The organism is Pseudomonas sp. 2995-3, assembly GCF_002742565.1.
Classification (GTDB): Bacteria; Pseudomonadota; Gammaproteobacteria; order Pseudomonadales; family Pseudomonadaceae; genus Aquipseudomonas; species Aquipseudomonas edaphica.
In genome coordinates this window covers 1-14,726 of sequence record NZ_LJSB01000259.1, presented here as the reverse complement: position 1 = coordinate 14,726, position 14,726 = coordinate 1, and the positions used below count along the sequence as shown (strand labels likewise).

14 protein-coding genes are annotated in these 14,726 nt (G+C 59.7%); 9 read left to right on the top strand and 5 right to left on the bottom strand.

Going from position 1 to position 14,726, the window contains the following annotated elements; all coding sequences use genetic code 11:
• The first annotated feature begins 124 nt into the window (after positions 1-124).
• The gene (locus AOA62_RS25455; protein WP_017136434.1) at positions 125-1,144 is read left to right on the top strand and encodes an ABC transporter substrate-binding protein; all 1,020 of its coding nucleotides are present in this window, start codon (positions 125-127) and stop codon (positions 1,142-1,144) included.
• 116 nt (positions 1,145-1,260) lie between these two features.
• Here the strand turns inward: AOA62_RS25455 and AOA62_RS25450 are convergent, their stop codons facing one another.
• Together AOA62_RS25450 and AOA62_RS25445 are read right to left on the bottom strand one after the other, a co-directional pair.
• Complete coding sequence (locus AOA62_RS25450) at positions 1,261-3,387, bottom strand: TonB-dependent siderophore receptor (RefSeq protein ID WP_099550120.1); 2,127 nt, start codon at positions 3,385-3,387, stop codon at positions 1,261-1,263.
• A gap of 94 nt (positions 3,388-3,481) precedes the next feature.
• Positions 3,482-3,871 carry a DUF2946 domain-containing protein gene (locus tag AOA62_RS25445; RefSeq protein WP_017134615.1) on the bottom strand — a complete coding sequence of 130 codons (390 nt, stop codon included), beginning with the start codon at positions 3,869-3,871 and terminating at the stop codon, positions 3,482-3,484.
• Between the two features lie 92 nt (positions 3,872-3,963).
• Here AOA62_RS25445 and AOA62_RS25440 point away from each other — a divergent pair, with 92 nt between their 5' ends.
• The 8 genes from AOA62_RS25440 (at position 3,964) to AOA62_RS25405 (ending at position 11,988) form a co-directional block, all read left to right on the top strand.
• Positions 3,964-4,401, top strand: coding sequence for a DUF3995 domain-containing protein (locus AOA62_RS25440; protein ID WP_017134614.1), 438 nt, complete (start codon positions 3,964-3,966; stop codon positions 4,399-4,401).
• Between the two features lie 131 nt (positions 4,402-4,532).
• Positions 4,533-5,933, top strand: coding sequence for an amidase (locus AOA62_RS25435; protein WP_099550147.1), 1,401 nt, complete (start codon positions 4,533-4,535; stop codon positions 5,931-5,933).
• A gap of 224 nt (positions 5,934-6,157) precedes the next feature.
• Positions 6,158-6,916, top strand: coding sequence for a DeoR/GlpR family DNA-binding transcription regulator (locus AOA62_RS25430; protein WP_017134612.1), 759 nt, complete (start codon positions 6,158-6,160; stop codon positions 6,914-6,916).
• Positions 6,894-8,174 carry a Zn-dependent hydrolase gene (locus AOA62_RS25425; RefSeq protein ID WP_099550119.1) on the top strand — a complete coding sequence of 427 codons (1,281 nt, stop codon included), beginning with the start codon at positions 6,894-6,896 and terminating at the stop codon, positions 8,172-8,174. Before AOA62_RS25430 ends, AOA62_RS25425 begins: the two co-directional genes overlap by 23 nt.
• 8 nt (positions 8,175-8,182) lie before the next feature.
• A complete protein-coding gene (locus tag AOA62_RS25420) occupies positions 8,183-9,139 on the top strand; it encodes a phosphotransferase family protein (protein ID WP_017134610.1) in 957 nt (318 codons plus the stop codon).
• Positions 9,136-10,071, top strand: coding sequence for a choline kinase family protein (locus tag AOA62_RS25415; protein WP_099550118.1), 936 nt, complete (start codon positions 9,136-9,138; stop codon positions 10,069-10,071). The genes AOA62_RS25420 and AOA62_RS25415 overlap by 4 nt, the downstream gene beginning before the upstream one ends.
• Positions 10,072-10,204: 133 nt before the next feature.
• Positions 10,205-10,456 carry a hypothetical protein gene (locus tag AOA62_RS25410; protein WP_065931763.1) on the top strand — a complete coding sequence of 84 codons (252 nt, stop codon included), beginning with the start codon at positions 10,205-10,207 and terminating at the stop codon, positions 10,454-10,456.
• On the top strand, positions 10,456-11,988 hold the full coding sequence (locus tag AOA62_RS25405; RefSeq protein ID WP_099550117.1) for a sodium:solute symporter: 1,533 nt from the start codon (positions 10,456-10,458) through the stop codon (positions 11,986-11,988). Before AOA62_RS25410 ends, AOA62_RS25405 begins: the two co-directional genes overlap by 1 nt.
• A gap of 56 nt (positions 11,989-12,044) precedes the next feature.
• Here AOA62_RS25405 and AOA62_RS25400 read toward each other — a convergent pair whose 3' ends face one another.
• The 3 genes from AOA62_RS25400 to AOA62_RS25390 all read right to left on the bottom strand — a co-directional run.
• A complete protein-coding gene (locus AOA62_RS25400) occupies positions 12,045-12,428 on the bottom strand; it encodes a hypothetical protein (RefSeq protein ID WP_099550116.1) in 384 nt (127 codons plus the stop codon).
• A 205-nt stretch (positions 12,429-12,633) separates the two neighbouring features.
• Positions 12,634-12,966, bottom strand: coding sequence for a hypothetical protein (locus AOA62_RS25395; RefSeq protein ID WP_017134605.1), 333 nt, complete (start codon positions 12,964-12,966; stop codon positions 12,634-12,636).
• Positions 12,963-14,726, bottom strand: a 1,764-nt coding sequence (locus tag AOA62_RS25390; RefSeq protein WP_143521914.1) for an RHS repeat domain-containing protein, incomplete at its 5' end; no start/stop codon positions are given. The genes AOA62_RS25390 and AOA62_RS25395, both read right to left, overlap by 4 nt.

Here is a 14,726-nt window from a genome sequence, read left to right as displayed (position 1 = left end):
CGCCACGTGTATTCTTGCGCCTCCGGAACCTCTACTACAGTTGAGTTGACTTAACTATTCAGAGGCTTCGCGCATCCGCAGCAAAGCCGCCCGCTATGGCTGTGAAAATGCGAGGTGCAAAGGCATGAAAGGATTGAGAACCCTGGTGGTTGCGGCTGCGGCTGCGGCGTTGACGACCATGAGTCTGTCGTTGCCGGTATCGGCTGCGCAAACGCCGGTGCACTTTGCCGACCTGAACTGGGAAAGCGGTAGCCTGATCACCGAAGTGCTGCGCTTTATTGTCGAAAAGGGCTATGACCTGCCCACTGATACGTTGCCCGGTACCACCATTACGCTGGAAACCGCCCTGGCGAAAAACGATATCCAGGTGATCGGCGAAGAATGGGCCGGCCGCAGCCCGGTGTGGATCAAGGCCGAAGCCGAAGGCAAAGTCATCGGCCTGGGCGATACGGTCAAAGGCGCCACCGAAGGTTGGTGGGTGCCGGAATACGTGGTCAAGGGCGACCCGGCCAAAGGCCTCAAACCGCTGGCGCCGGACCTCAAGACCGTGCAGGACCTGGCGCGTTACAAGGACGTGTTCAAAGACCCGGAGTCGCCCGGCAAAGGGCGTTTTCTTAACAGCCCGATCGGCTGGACCTCGGAAGTGGTCAACGCGCAGAAGCTCAAGGCGTATGGCCTGAACGACAGCTATGTGAACTTTCGCAGCGGCTCGGGTGCGGCGCTGGATGCGGAGATCGCGTCGTCGATCCGTCGTGGCAAGCCGGTGCTGTTCTACTACTGGTCGCCAACGCCCTTGATGGGCCGTTACAAGCTGATCCAGCTGGAAGAACCGCCATTTGACGCCGATGCCTGGAAGACCCTGACCGATGCAGACAACCCCAACCCACGGCCGACGCGCTCGTTGGCGTCCAAGCTGAGCATCGGTGTGTCGACACCGTTCCAGCAAGCGCAGCCGCAGATTGCCGAGTTCTTTACCAAGGTGCAGTTTCCGATTGAGCCATTGAATAAAGCCTTGGCGGCGATGAGCGAAAATCACACGGCGCCGCGTGACGTGGCGCAAGTGTTCCTCAAGGAACACCCTGAAGTGTGGAAGGCGTGGTTGACGCCGCAGGTGGCGCAGAAGGTTGAGGCGAGCCTGAAGTAACCTTCAATGTGGGAGCCGGGCTTGCCCGCGATGGCGGTGTAACAGTCAACGTACATGACTGACACACCGCCATCGCGGGCAAGCCCGGCTCCCACATTTTGATCTTTATTCCAGGTTTAGAATCGGGTTTGTACGGCCAACTCAAACGTCCGTGGCGCGCCTAAATAGTAAGCCGGCGACACATGCGCAAACTCTGCATACACCTCATTGGTCAGGTTACGTACCCGCCCGGTCACCGAGGTATGTGAATCCACTTTGTAACGCAGGAACGTGCCGAATAGCGTGTAGGCCGGCACCGTCTGGGTATTGGCATTATCGGCATACACCTGGGCCACATACCGCGCATCCACACCGCCTTGCCAGTCCTCGGCAACGTCATACGTCAGCCATACGTTGCCCACGCGCTTGGGCACGTTGGTGGGCGTATTGCCCTTGCGCGATACCACTGCGCCGCTGGCGATTTTCTCGTTGAAGTCATCGTACTCGGCGTCCACCCAGGCAAAGTTGCCTTCGGCCAGCAGCCGTGGCGTGATGCGTAACGAACTGGCCAACTCGATGCCCTTGGAGGTCTGCGCACCCACCGGAATGCTGTTGTTCGGGTCCAGCGGGTCGGTGACGGCAAAGTCCTTGCGCTCGATCCTGTAGGCGGCGACGGTGGCCGAACCGCGACCGTCGAGGTAGTCGAACTTGCTGCCGACTTCCCACTGTTTGCCGGTCGACACGTCGAACACTTGAGTGGTGGTGGAAGGTTGCTCCGCTGCGGTGCTGTATTGCACATACACATTGGCCGATGGGATGAACTGATACGTCAGGCCTACGCGGCCGGTGACCGGCTCCCAACTGCGCTTGAAGTGGCGTGGGTTGGTGGCGGTGATCACGCGATGGTTAGTCACATCCAGGTCGATGGCGTCGTAACGCAGTCCTGTGAGCAGCGAGAGTTTATCAGTGAGGCCCAAGCGGTTTTCCACAAACAAGGCTTTGGTGGTGACCTCGTTGGTCTTGTCTTTGACAAAGCCAGGCCGGGTGCCCGGAATGTCGTAGAAGTGCCCGGGGTTGTAGGCATTCGGGTCCACCGTGCTGTTGCCCGGCACATTCAACGGGTTATTGGTGGTGCTGTTGACCTTGTACTCGAAGCCGCCGGACCAGGTGGTTGACAGGCCGAACACGCTGTCGTCATGGCGCAGCTCGAACTGGTTGCCGTGCTGCTCGCCCTGATGGCGTACCTGGTAGGCGGTCGAGCGGTTCACCGCGCTGTTGTCGGCGTTGTACTGGTAGGTTTCCAGGTTGCGGTAGTCACGCTGGCTGTCCAGGTGATACAGCGTGTTTTTCAGTGTGGTGCTGTCGTTGATCCGGTAGTCGATGATCGAACGCATCCAGATCGTGCGTTGCTCGTAACGACCATCGGCGACGTTGTAGTTGTTGAAGCGGTTGTGCTTGTCGATTTTCAACTCACCCGCCTTGGGGTTGAGCACCGGCGTGCCCCAATACGGGCTGTCCTCATGTTCATCCTGGTATTCCAGGGCCAGGGTGTGGGACAGGTTGGGGGTGAGGTCACTGAGCAAGGAGAACGCCAGGCTCCAGGCATCGCGCTGGTCGCGGTCGATGTAACTGTGGTTGGTGTTGCGGCTGACATCCAGGCGCGCGTAGTGCTGCACCTCGGCACCGGGTTCGGTCAGGGCATGGTTGAGGCCAAAGGCCATGCCGGCAGTGTCGTAGCTGCCATAGGTGAGCTGGCCTTCGGCGGCTTGTTCCTCGCGTGTGGCAAGCTTGGTCACGTAGTTCAGCGAGCCGCCCACTGAGCCGGCGCCGTTGATCAGGGAGGAGGGGCCGCCGACCAGCTCAACCCGGTCATAGATCCATGCATCCACCGGCCGCGCCAGGCCGGTGGCGACGTTGATGCCGTTGAACATCTGGGTGATCTGGCTGCTGGTAAAACCACGATAGGACACAAACCCGCCAAACCCCGGCGGCGCACTGGCGTTGACGCCGGGCAAGGTGTTGGCCGCATCGCGGAAGGTTTTTGCGCCATGGCGCTCAATGTCGTTGCGGTTGGCAATGGCCACCGACGCCGGGGTTTCGCGCATGCTTAAACCCAGGCGTGACGCCGTGCCGCTGGATTGGTCCAGGGCCAGGCCCGGTTCGCTGGTTTGTTCGCCATCAATGGTGGTGGGGGCCAGCTCGAGCGCCCAGCCACAGACAGGCAGGCAGCCGAACAGGCCCGCCAACAAGGGTAAATGTTTCATGGTTGAATCCTGAAAATCTTGGCTTGAAAACAACGCACAGTCCTCCGCAGTCCTAAAGGGAGCGGTGGTCGATGCAGATCAGAAAGCGCAGGGATCAGGCGAAAACGGGAGGCGCACGCGGGTTGGCCGTGGGCCAGGTGAAGCGGGCAGGAATATCAGCGGCAAGCACCACCGCTGGCGGCGGCGCGTGCGGTTGGGGCAACACCGCCACATTGAGGCTGGAACTGAGTGCTGGCCCCATGCCGCCGGTCGAACACAATGGGCAACCGAACGCCTTGGACAGCGTTGGCAGGTTCTCGTCGGTGGAGTTGTTCTGTGCCGGCGCCTGGGTGCGCGGGTCGACCGTACAAAACTGGCCGCCGATGCCGTTGAGCTGCATGCCCAGCATCTGCCCATGTCCAATACTGCACGCGAACACATTGAACAGGACGCAGCAATACAGCATCCAGGCAATGAGTGAGCGGTCGGCACGGGCGATTTTCATGGGGCGGCACTTTACCATCAGCCGCCGACGAAATGCCTACAAAAAATCTCAGGCCGACTATCCTCATTCGCACATTTAAGGGAGCGCCTGCCATGAGCTTTTTCGTCGCACGCTGGATCGTCGCGATTTTTACCTGCATCAGCATGGTGCATCTGTACTGGGCCGCCGGCGGCAAGCTCGGCAGCCTGGCCGCCATTCCCGAATTGCCCGGCGAGTTCGCCCAGGGGCCACGGCCGGCGTTCAAACCGTCGGCACTGGGCACGTTTCTGGTGGCGATGGGCTTGGTGGCGATTGCCTTGCTGGTGTGCCTGCGTGCCGGGTTGTACTTTTCGCCGGTGTCCCACGGCGCGCTGCAATGGGGCATCAGTGCGATTGCCTTGGTGATGTTCGCCAGGGCGATTGGCGATTCGGAACTGGTGGGTTTTTTCAAGAAAGTGAGCGGGTCACGATTTGCCCGTTTGGACACCTATTTTTATTCACCCTTGTGCCTGGTATTGGGCGCGGGTTTATTGATCGTGGCGTGGAACTGATAACAAAGCACACAAAAACCACATAGCCAACAAAACCCACTTGACACGCCCCCAGGCTCGGGCGTTTATTGACGTACCCACCGGACTCATGTGCAGACGGCCCAGGATACTCAATGAACACAGACCTCTTGATGCCCACTGTGATCGACGCTGCCGAGGCCATTCGCGCGGGCACGCTGTCTGCGGTACACCTGGTCGAGCAAAGCCTGCACGCAATCGAAACCCACAATCCCACACTCAATGCGTTTGGCGACGTGTACGCCGACTCGGCATTGGCGCAAGCGCAAGTGCTGACCGAAGAGGCCAGGGCAGGGCAGTTGCGTGGCCCGCTGCATGGCGTGCCCTTTGGGATCAAAGACCTGTTTTCCACCGCTGGCCTGCGCACCACCCGGGGCTCATTGACCGGCCTTGATCACGTGCCCAGCCAGGATGCGCCAATCATTCGCCGTCTTAAGGACGCCGGTGCAATCATCCTCGGCAAAACCGCCACCACCGAATTCGGCTGGACTGGCGCCAGTACCTCGCGTGTGTTCGGCAACGGTCGCAACCCCTGGAACCCACACCTCACCAGCGGCGGCTCCAGCTCCGGCTCGGCGATTGCCGTGGCGGCACGCATGGTGCCGGGCACGCTGGGTTCCGATGGCGGTGGGTCGGTGCGCATTCCGGCGGCGTTCTGCGGGGCGTTCGCCATGAAAGGCTCCCTGGGCCGCATTCCGACCTGGCCTTGGTCGGCCACCGAAATGCTCAGCCATGCCGGGCCGATCACGCGCACGGTGCGCGACAGCGCTTTGTTGTTTGACATCCTTTCCGGGCCGGATCCGTTGGATCATCAGGCCTTGCCCGCATTGACCGAATCCTGCCTGGCGCGCTGCGACCAGCCACTGGGGCCGCTGCGGGTGGCGTATTGCCCGACATTGTTCAACACCCCGGTCGACCCGGTCATTGCCGCTAGCGTCGAAGCCGCCGTGTACAACCTGGCGGAACGCTTGCCGGTCACCGTGACCACCTTGACGCTGGACTGGCAGGACCCACTCGCCACATTCGAAACCTTGTGGGTCGGCGGACGCGGCATTGCCTACGGCAAAGCCCTGGCGGATCGCCTCGACCAACTGGACCCAGGCTTTGCCGCGCTGATCCAGCGCGCGGGCGATTACGACCTCGGTGACTACCTCAAGGCCGTGCAACAACGGGCGCACTTCGCCAACCAGGTGCACGCGCTGTTCAACGACTATGACGTGTTGCTGCTGCCCACCCTGCCAACCCTGCCGTTCGCCGCCGACCAGGTCGCGCCCGAAGGCTGGCCGGGCGCGGACGGCGCGGTGCCCTGGGCACGTTGGACGCCCTTTACCTACCCGTTCAATATCACCGGCAACCCCGCTGCGAGCCTGCCTTGCGGCTTCAGCCCGAGCGGCTTGCCGATTGGTTTGCAAGTGGTCGGGCCGCGCTTTGCCGACGCCCAGGTGTTGCAGTTCTGCGCCGCAGTAGAAGCCATTGCGCCTTGGGACCAGCACCTGCCGCCGCTGTTGTTGTAGTGCCTGATTGCCCCGTGGAGCCGGCTCGTTAGAGGCCTGCCCTGGACAGATCCTTTTGTAGTGTTTCTGCCCTTTCACACCCCGATGAGTGAGAGGTAAACGTGACCCGATCAATCGCCGTCAGTCGTCCTTTGCCCCCCGCCGGACTGGTGCATGCCGCGTACCGTGGTGGGCGCAAAGCGCGCGATACTGACGGCTCGAATTTGCCTTGGAATGCACCCTTTATGCTCAATCAGCCGCGTCTCGACGAAATCATGCTCATGCTCACCCAACATCAGCGCGTCAAGGCGTCGGACCTGGCGCAAGCGCTGTTCGTCAGCGAAGAAACCATTCGCCGCGACTTCAAATACCTGGAGGAGGCCGGCAAGTTGCGTCGCATCCATGGCGGCGCGATCTTGCCCAGGCTGAACGAAGAACAACCGCTGCAAGTGCGCACCCGCATCAAGGCCCAGGCCAAGACCCGCATGGCAGTCTGTGCTGCCAAACTGGTCAGCGAGGGCATGGTGCTGTTTCTCGATACCGGCACCTCGACCCTGGCCCTGGCCCAGCAATTGATTGGTTTCAGCCAACTGCGCATCATCACCAACTCGCTGGACATCGCGCAGTTGATCACCCAGCAAAGCAGTAATCAGGTGCTGGTGGTGCCCGGTGATGTGCGCCGTAATGACAATGCGCTGATCGGCGCCCACACCCTGGAATTTGTCCGGCAGTTTCACTACGACATCGCCTTCATGGGCATCGGCGCGGTGGACTTGCAGCTGGGCTTCATGGACTACCAGGAGCCCGAGGCGCTGCTGCGCCGCACCCTGACCCAACATTGCCTGCGCAGCGTCATCCTCGCGGACGACGCCAAGTTCGGCCATCGCACGTTCATCAACACACTGCCGTTCAGCGCCATCACCACTTTGGTCACCAATCGCCCTCCGTCCGCGGAGTTTGCGACCTGCCTGGAGCACGCCCATGTCGACATCCTTTACCCCTGAGTGGCTGTCTCCCAGTGAGGCGGACGTCGAGGCCTTCGAGACGCTGTTTCGCGACAGCTCAGCCATCGGTGCGACACCGGCAGGTGGTTTGCACCGCCTGGCCGCATCGGCCGAAGACGGTGCGGTGCGCGACCTGTTCAGCGCGTGGCTGCGTGAGCGCGGTTTCGACGTGCGCGTAGACGCCATCGGCAATCTGTTCGGGCTGATCACCTTCAACCCGGACGCCCCCTATGTGCTGTGCGGCTCGCACTTGGACAGCCAGCCCAGCGCGGGGCGTTTCGACGGTATCTATGGGGTGTTGGCTGGCGCAGTCGCCATCGCCAGCCTGGCGCGCCAACTGCACGAGCGCGGCGAAACCCCGGCGTGCAACCTGGCGGTGGTGAACTGGACCAACGAAGAAGGCGCGCGCTTTCAACCCAGCCTGATCGGCAGCAGCGTGTTTACCGGCGACCTGGCCCTGCACGAAGCCTGGGAATGCCGCGATGGCGACGGCATTCGCCTCAAGGATGCGCTGCAAGCGATCGGCTATCTGGGGGACGGCCTGGTTGAACTGGATGTGGCCGGTTATGTGGAAATCCACGTTGAACAAAGCGACGGCCTCGAAAGCCAGGGCCTGGACATCGGCGTAGTGCGTGAAACCTGGGCGGCGCTCAAGCAGCGTATCCGTTTCGACGGCGAACAGAACCACACCGGCCCAACCCCGATGGCCGCCCGCAAAGATGCCTTGCTCGCGGCGGCGCATGCGATAACCACCGTGCGCGCCGAAGCGGACGTGCACGGGCTGCAGTTTCACAGCTCGGTAGGGCGCCTGGAAATTTACCCCAACTCGCCGAACGTGGTGCCCTCGCGCGTCACCTTGCATGTGGAATACCGCTCGCCGGACACGGCATTGCTGGCGGTTGCCGGTTATCGGCTGGATGCCTGCCTCAAGGCCGTCGCTGCATCGACCGCCACCACATACGAAGTCGAAAGCCGCGCCCTGCGTGCGCCCATCGCGTTACACCATGGTTTTGCCGAATTGGCCTACGGTGTCGGTCAACAACTGGGGCTGGCGGTCGGCAACACTGTCACGGTCTCCGGCCACGACGCCATCAGCCTCGGCCGGCATTACCCGGCATGCCTGTTGTTCATTCCGAGCAGCAACGGCGTGTCCCATAACGAGGCGGAACTCACCCATGACCGCGACATGCGCACCGGCCTGCAGATGCTGACCGCGCTGCTGCATTGCGCCTGTACTTCCCCCAACGCTTACCGGTGAGGGACGACATGTCCAACTGTTCCTACGCACTGTCGCGCCTGATGGGCGCCCTGGAGTCCGCCGGCCTGTCTGCCCATGTCGAGGTCTCGGACGGCACTGCCGGTATCGCCTCGCCGATACGCCTGGCCACCGAGTGGACCGGCTTTCACCTCACGGCGCCCTGGGGCCAGTGCTACGCCAAAGTGCTGCACGACGATATGCGTGCGCTGATCGACATAGAGCGCACCGGCCGCGCCACCCAACTGGCGGCTGACTGTGACGTGACCCCCGGCGTGCGCCTGGTGGATGTGGCTGCCGGCGTGCTGCTGCTGGATGCCTTGCCGGCCCACGAGTGGCGTTGGGCACGGCTCGATGAGTTACTGCAACCCCAGCGCCTGCAAGCGCTGTGGGCCTTGAAGCGGCAGTTGCACGTCGGCACCTCACCGGGCTTCAACCGTTCGCCGTTGCAGGATATCCAGCACCTGCGTGAGCTGTGCAGCCGTGACGGCGTGGGCCTGCCCGCTGATCATGGGTGGATTGAAACCTGCATCGATCTGGCCTGGACCGCGCTGCAATTGAGCCCTGGCACCTGCGTGCCCTTGCACGGCGACGGGCTGGCGAGCAATGTGATGATCGGCCCCGGCGGCGCGCTGCAATTGATCGACTTCGACTACGCTGGTTGCTTTGACCCGTGGTACGACGTGGCCGTCAGCCTCAACGAGTTGTATGCCTTTGAAAGCCAGTGGCGTGACGGCATCAAGGCCTGGGCCGGTGAGTGTCGCGAGTGCGATTACGCCCGCTGCCGCCTCTATGCGCTGATCAATGATTGGTATTGGACGCTGTGGGGCTTGTGGGTCGGCGCGACCTCAACGCGGCCCCTGGAGTTCTCCAAGGTGGGGCAGTGGACCTTGCTGCGCTGCCGGCAGAGCTTGCAAGACCCGCGATTTGAAAGTTGGTTACGGCAGGTACAGGAGGGGCAGGCATGAAAGCAATGGGTGAGGCCTGTACGCCTCAAGAATGCCAACTGGAGGCGGCAGTGCGCGGCGTACGCGATTGGAGCGGTTCGGGCATTCGTTACGAGCCGGTCAGCGGCGGGATCTCCAACAGCAACTGGCGGGTCGAGGTCAGCGGGCTCAACACCGCCTACTTCTTCAAAGTGCCCGGCGCCGGCACCGAGATGTTTATCGACCGGCGCACCGCCCATGACGCCAGCGTCAAGGCCGCGCAAACCGGCTATGGTGCGCCGGTGTTTGCCTTCCTCGAAGAGTTTGGCGTTGAAGTTTTCGAGTTTATGGAAGGCTGGCGCGCCTCTTCGAATCAGGACTTTCTCGACCGCGATGTGCGCCATAACGCCCTGCATGCGCTGAAAGCGTTCAACGACCAGTCGCCGCTGTGCCAGACCAAAACCGTGTTCGACATGATTGCCGAGCATCAGCGCCAGGTCGAAGAACTGCAGGGCTGCACGCCCAGCGATGATGCCTGGCTGCGTCGCCAATGTGACCGGGCGCGTGGCGCGTTGCAAGCGTCGGGCATCGACTTGGCGCCGTGCATGAACGACACGCTGGCGGGGAATTTCATGCTCAATGACCGCCGCCAGATTCGCCTGGTGGACTTTGAGTACGCCTCCAATAACGACCGTCATTACGAGCTGGCGCTGTGGTTTGGCGAGATGTTCTTCACCGACGAAATGGAACTGGCGCTGATCGAAGATTATTTCGGCCAGGTCACCCCGCAACGGCTGGCGCGGATCAAGTTGCACAAGGCCCTGGCCGACATCAAATGGTCGACCTGGGCGATGGTCCAGCACGCGGTGTCGCAGCTGGATTTCGACTTCTACAAATACGGTGCCTGGAAGCACATGCGCGCACGTAGCGTGATCAATGATTCGCAATGGGAAACCTGGCTAAGACAGGCCTGAGCCTGCGCCAGCACAATAACGACGCGTCACCCTGTAGCTCCTTTGGCGCTGGTTTGCGCTGACGTTTCACTGCTTGATTTTTTGATTGATCACACAACAAACCGATCCAGAAATTCAAGGAGCACCCTCCATCATGAAACCCGCAAGCGCGTCACCCGCACGCCTGAGAAACCAGATCTTCGGCGGCTACTTTTTCCTGTTGTTGATGCTGGCGTTATTCCCGCCGTTTTATTTGAGCGTGAGTGGCAGTCGCGCCTTGGTGGTAGGCATCCCGCTGCCGATTTTCTATTGGATCGCCATTGCCGTACTCGCCGCCCTTGGGGTGTGGGGGTTGTATCTGGCCGAGCTCAAGGCCGGTGATATTCCTGACGAGGAGGGCGTGTGATGATCAGCACCAGCAGCGATGCCCACTTGTTCATTACCTTCGGTGTGATCGGCCTGTTCCTGGCCGGGATGATCGCCGTGCTCTATGCCACCAACCGCGAAAGCACCAGTTTTTCCGACTACGCCGTTGGCGGGCGCTCCTATGGGCCGTGGTATATCGCCATGTGCTACACCAACTCCTGGTGGCCGGGCTCGACCTTCACCGCGTTTTTTGCCCTGAGCGTCGGCGGCGCCCTGGGTTTCTACGGCATGGTCTATGCGACCCTGGGCGTGACCGCGATGTACCTGATGGCCAGCCGCGCCTGGACCTGGGGCAAACGCTTCAACCTGCGCACCCAGCCGGACCTGCTGGGCATGCGCTTCGACAGCCCGGCGGTAAAACGGGTCGCCTCGATTATCGGCATCATCTCGGTGTTTCCATGGGTGGTGATGGGCATCCAGGCCCTGGCGATGCTGTTCCAGTTCGCCAGCTTCGGCCGTTGGGGCGTCACCACCTGCCTGTTTGCAGGCGTGGCGGTGGTACTGATCCGTCAGTACTGGACCGTGAGCATGGGCATGCGCGGGTTGATCATGACCGACATGTTCCAGGGCCTGATCGCCTACGTGGTGTGCGCCGGGGTCTGCGTGTTCCTGCTTTTCGGCGATCAGGCCGCGTTTTCCAACCTCGCGCAATTACCGGAAAAAATGCTGCAAATTCCCGGCACCGCCGGCACCGGTTATGGCCCGATGTACATGTTCAGCCTGATCTTCACCGGCGTGATCGGCTCGATGTGCTGGCCGATGAGCTTCCAGCGCATCTACACCGCCAGCGGCGTGCGCGCGGTGAAAAAGGGCACACTGTATACCATGCTGCTGGTGGGCGGGTTCTACGGCATCCTCATGCTGTTCGCCGCCGCCATCAGCCAGGACCCCAACGTGCTGGCCCACCCGCAACAAGGCTGGTTCCTCTCGCTGTTCGACATTGGCGGGCCATGGCTGCTGGCGCTAGCCATCGTCATCGTACTGGCCGCCAGCATCGGCCACGTCGACGGCTGCGTGCAGGTCTGCGGCACCCAGTTTGCCAACGACCTGGCCACCTGGAACACCCCACGCACCGACCGCCAACTCACCTTACTGGCCAAGGCCGGCATGGTGGTGTTTATCGTCGCCGCCTCGGTGCTGGCCTACCTGACCTTTGATTATTCGCGCCTGCAATTACTGGCGCAGATCTCCTACCAGGGCATCATTCAACTGGCCGTGCCGCTGTTCTTCGGCATTTTCAGTCGCCGTGGCAACAAACAGGGCGCGATTGCCGGCATGTTGGCGGGGATTATGGTGGCGATTGTACTGACCACGCTGTACCCGGATGACATTCCAGCGCTTGGGTCGTTGACCAGCGGGATTGTGGGGCTGGTGGTGAATGCTGCGATTTTTGTGGTGTGCGCGCTGATGATCAAGCCGAGCGCGGTGGAGCAAGCGCGGGTGGAGGGGTTGTTTGAGATGGCCGCGAGTGGGCGTGGGGTGCAGGTGGGGGCTGCGCCGGTTATGAGTTGAAAATGGATCGGGGCTGCGGGTTGTGGCCCCGGTTTGAGCGTTTGACTTAGGTGGACTCAAATATGTGTTGGGTAAAGTTGAATTGCGGTAGCGCTGAGTTCAACAAATCCTGATTTCTGAGGTATGGGACCATCCAACTCAATTAGGATTATTGAATCACCGAGCTTTAATGCTACACATCCTTCTTCGTCAGCTTGGACCAGCTCGGCGGTTATTTGGATGAGGCTGTTCTCCATTTTGATTTTTGAAGATTTTTCAGCGGTTGGCTTCACGTTTATATTCCATGAGAAAGCCTCCTCAAAATCAAACTCAACGTCGATAATTTCACCGATTTTTGGCGCAGTATCGCTCCATAGTGCAGTGCCATCTCCGAAGGATGAATGGAATTTTACGTGCAATACGTTCAGATAGGAAAATGTATCGATCACTACAATTTTCATGTTTTTTCCGAGTGGGAGATTGCCGGTTTTCGTGTGAGTGTTTTGGTAATGATTCGATTTTCTTGCATTCGGCATCAACCCTGTCTGTTTAGCACTGTAGTCGTTTGCAATTACGATAAAAATGGGTTCGTCATAAAAATAAAGCTGTTACTGGCGCTGTTTGCAGCTTGGTTGTGCTGCTACCTGTGCCAATACATGTGATGGTTTAAAAAAAGAAATACAGCCCGGTGTTGTTGTCAATTGCCAGTTTGTTGAGTTTGATTATTTTTCTTGCCAGCTCTTGGTTTTCGGGTATTGAATGATTTTCTAGTATATATAGTGATTTTTTGAGGTCTTCATTGGTGTTGATGCTCTCGTCTTCATAATCGTCGATCATCTTTCCAAGCGAATTGTTGATTTTGTCGATAACCCCTGATCCCATTAACTGCTGATATTCTGTATGGGTCAGGGGGCAATTCGCCAATAACGAGATTGGGCATTCGTCAGTGTCTAATAGAATCATCGCTTCTTTAGTCAAAGGCGTGCAGATAAGTTTCACTTTTCTATACTCTTGTTGAAGTGAGTGGCTTCGTTGTATTCACTCTGTGTTCTGCCCATTTGCTTTCCCGAAGGGGATAATTTGTTGTTTGGTACTATGCCTTCCAGACTGAGATAACGTCTTGATCCCGGGAGTGAAGGGTCGTGTATTCTAAAGTATCCACCACTTAAATCTTCTACTATTTCAATGCCGTCAGATGGGTTTTTATATATTTTTTTACCTTTGTGCGTCGTTGTAGTAACTGGGTTTGAACCCGCAAATTTGATGATACTTTCATTTAGATCGGCCGTTTTCCAGTTGCCTGAGTATTTGGCCGCCCGTTGTGCGCCCCCTGTTTGGGGTAGTTCAACATCTCCTTCGTCTGTTTTGGCGAACTTGGGTGGACTGCTAGCTGCAACAGCTGGATCACAGTTGCCTGCGCCAGGGCAAGTATTTAGCCCCAGCGGATCCACCCACCCCGTAGGGTTGGGCACATACTGGTACGCGTTAATCCCACCCGCCAGCTTCACAGGGTCCGGCGTCAGGTAACGACCAATATCTGGATTGTAGTAGCGATGGCGGTTGTAGTGCAGCCCGCTTTCCGCGTCGAAATATTGGCCCTGGAAGCGCAGCGGGTTATCGATTTTTCTGACGTCTAGGCGGGCGATTTCACCGTAGGCGCGGTAGTGCGCGGACCAGACGATTTCGCCTTCGGGGTTTGTCAGTTCCTGCGGCGTGCCGAGGTGGTCGAGTTGGTAGTGGAAGGGTTTTGTTTCTTGTGGGCCAAAGCCTTCCAGCAGTACCAACGGGCGAAAACTGTCTGGCTCGTAGAGGTAGCTGCGATGCCGATCCGCGTGGTGTTCTGCCACCAGCTTGTCGCCTTGCCAGAAAAACTCCGTGGTTATGTCGTTAACGGTTTTGCTGATCCGCCGTCCAAACGGGTCATAGCGATAGCTGGCGGTTTGCCCATTGGGTTGGGTAATACCAATCAACCGATGCTGGCAGTCGTAGCGGTACTCGGTGACGAGCTTATGACCCTTGCCACGCCGCTGGCGGATCAAATTACCGAAGGCGTCGTAGTCATATTGATGATCGCCCTGGATCATCAACCGATTCCCCGCCACGATGTCCGGGCCTGGGCGGTCTTGCATGAGCAGGTTGCCAGCCGGGTCGTGGCCGAAGCGTTCCTGCACGTCTTGAGAGTGGTCGGCGCGGGTCAGGCGGGCGAGGGGGTCGTAGTGGTAGTGGTGTTCGCCTTTGCGGGTGTCGAGCAGGCGGGTGAGGTTGCCGGTTTTGTCGTAGTCGTATTGGCGTTGGTATAGCGTGTGTTGCTGTTGGCTGACGGCGTGGGCGTGCAGGCGGTTTTGGTCGTCGTAGTGGTAGTGACTGAGGAGCTGGCCCTGCTGGCGTTGGTGTTCGCGGCCGGTTTTGAACAGGTGGGAGGTGAGGGTTTCGCCATTCAGCTCGACGGTGGAAAGGTGGCCGCCTTTGTCGTGGTTGAAGGTGAGGCGGTTATTGTCTGGCAGGCGCAGTTTGTGCAGTTGGCCGCAGGCGTCATAGCCGTAGCGCAAGGTGCCCCAGCCTTGGTGTTCGGCGGTGAGGCGGTTTTGTGGATCGTACTCGTAGGCCAGCGCCCAGTGGCCGTCGTCGACGCTTAGGAGGTTGCCTTGGCGGTCGTAGGCATAGTCGACAACATTGCCGTCCGGCAGGGTTTTTCTTACGAGGCGCCCGGCGTGGTCTCGCTTGTAACGGGTAACGAGCTGACTGCCGTCGTCGCCGTG

Coding starts and splice junctions, on each gene's coding strand:
- AOA62_RS25455 (WP_017136434.1), top strand. CDS start 125: ATGAAAGGATTGAGAACCCTGGTGGTTGCGGCTGCGGCTGCGGCGTTG.
- AOA62_RS25450 (WP_099550120.1), bottom strand. CDS start 3,387: ATGAAACATTTACCCTTGTTGGCGGGCCTGTTCGGCTGCCTGCCTGTC.
- AOA62_RS25445 (WP_017134615.1), bottom strand. CDS start 3,871: ATGAAAATCGCCCGTGCCGACCGCTCACTCATTGCCTGGATGCTGTAT.
- AOA62_RS25440 (WP_017134614.1), top strand. CDS start 3,964: ATGAGCTTTTTCGTCGCACGCTGGATCGTCGCGATTTTTACCTGCATC.
- AOA62_RS25435 (WP_099550147.1), top strand. CDS start 4,533: ATGCCCACTGTGATCGACGCTGCCGAGGCCATTCGCGCGGGCACGCTG.
- AOA62_RS25430 (WP_017134612.1), top strand. CDS start 6,158: ATGCTCAATCAGCCGCGTCTCGACGAAATCATGCTCATGCTCACCCAA.
- AOA62_RS25425 (WP_099550119.1), top strand. CDS start 6,894: ATGTCGACATCCTTTACCCCTGAGTGGCTGTCTCCCAGTGAGGCGGAC.
- AOA62_RS25420 (WP_017134610.1), top strand. CDS start 8,183: ATGTCCAACTGTTCCTACGCACTGTCGCGCCTGATGGGCGCCCTGGAG.
- AOA62_RS25415 (WP_099550118.1), top strand. CDS start 9,136: ATGAAAGCAATGGGTGAGGCCTGTACGCCTCAAGAATGCCAACTGGAG.
- AOA62_RS25410 (WP_065931763.1), top strand. CDS start 10,205: ATGAAACCCGCAAGCGCGTCACCCGCACGCCTGAGAAACCAGATCTTC.
- AOA62_RS25405 (WP_099550117.1), top strand. CDS start 10,456: ATGATCAGCACCAGCAGCGATGCCCACTTGTTCATTACCTTCGGTGTG.
- AOA62_RS25400 (WP_099550116.1), bottom strand. CDS start 12,428: ATGAAAATTGTAGTGATCGATACATTTTCCTATCTGAACGTATTGCAC.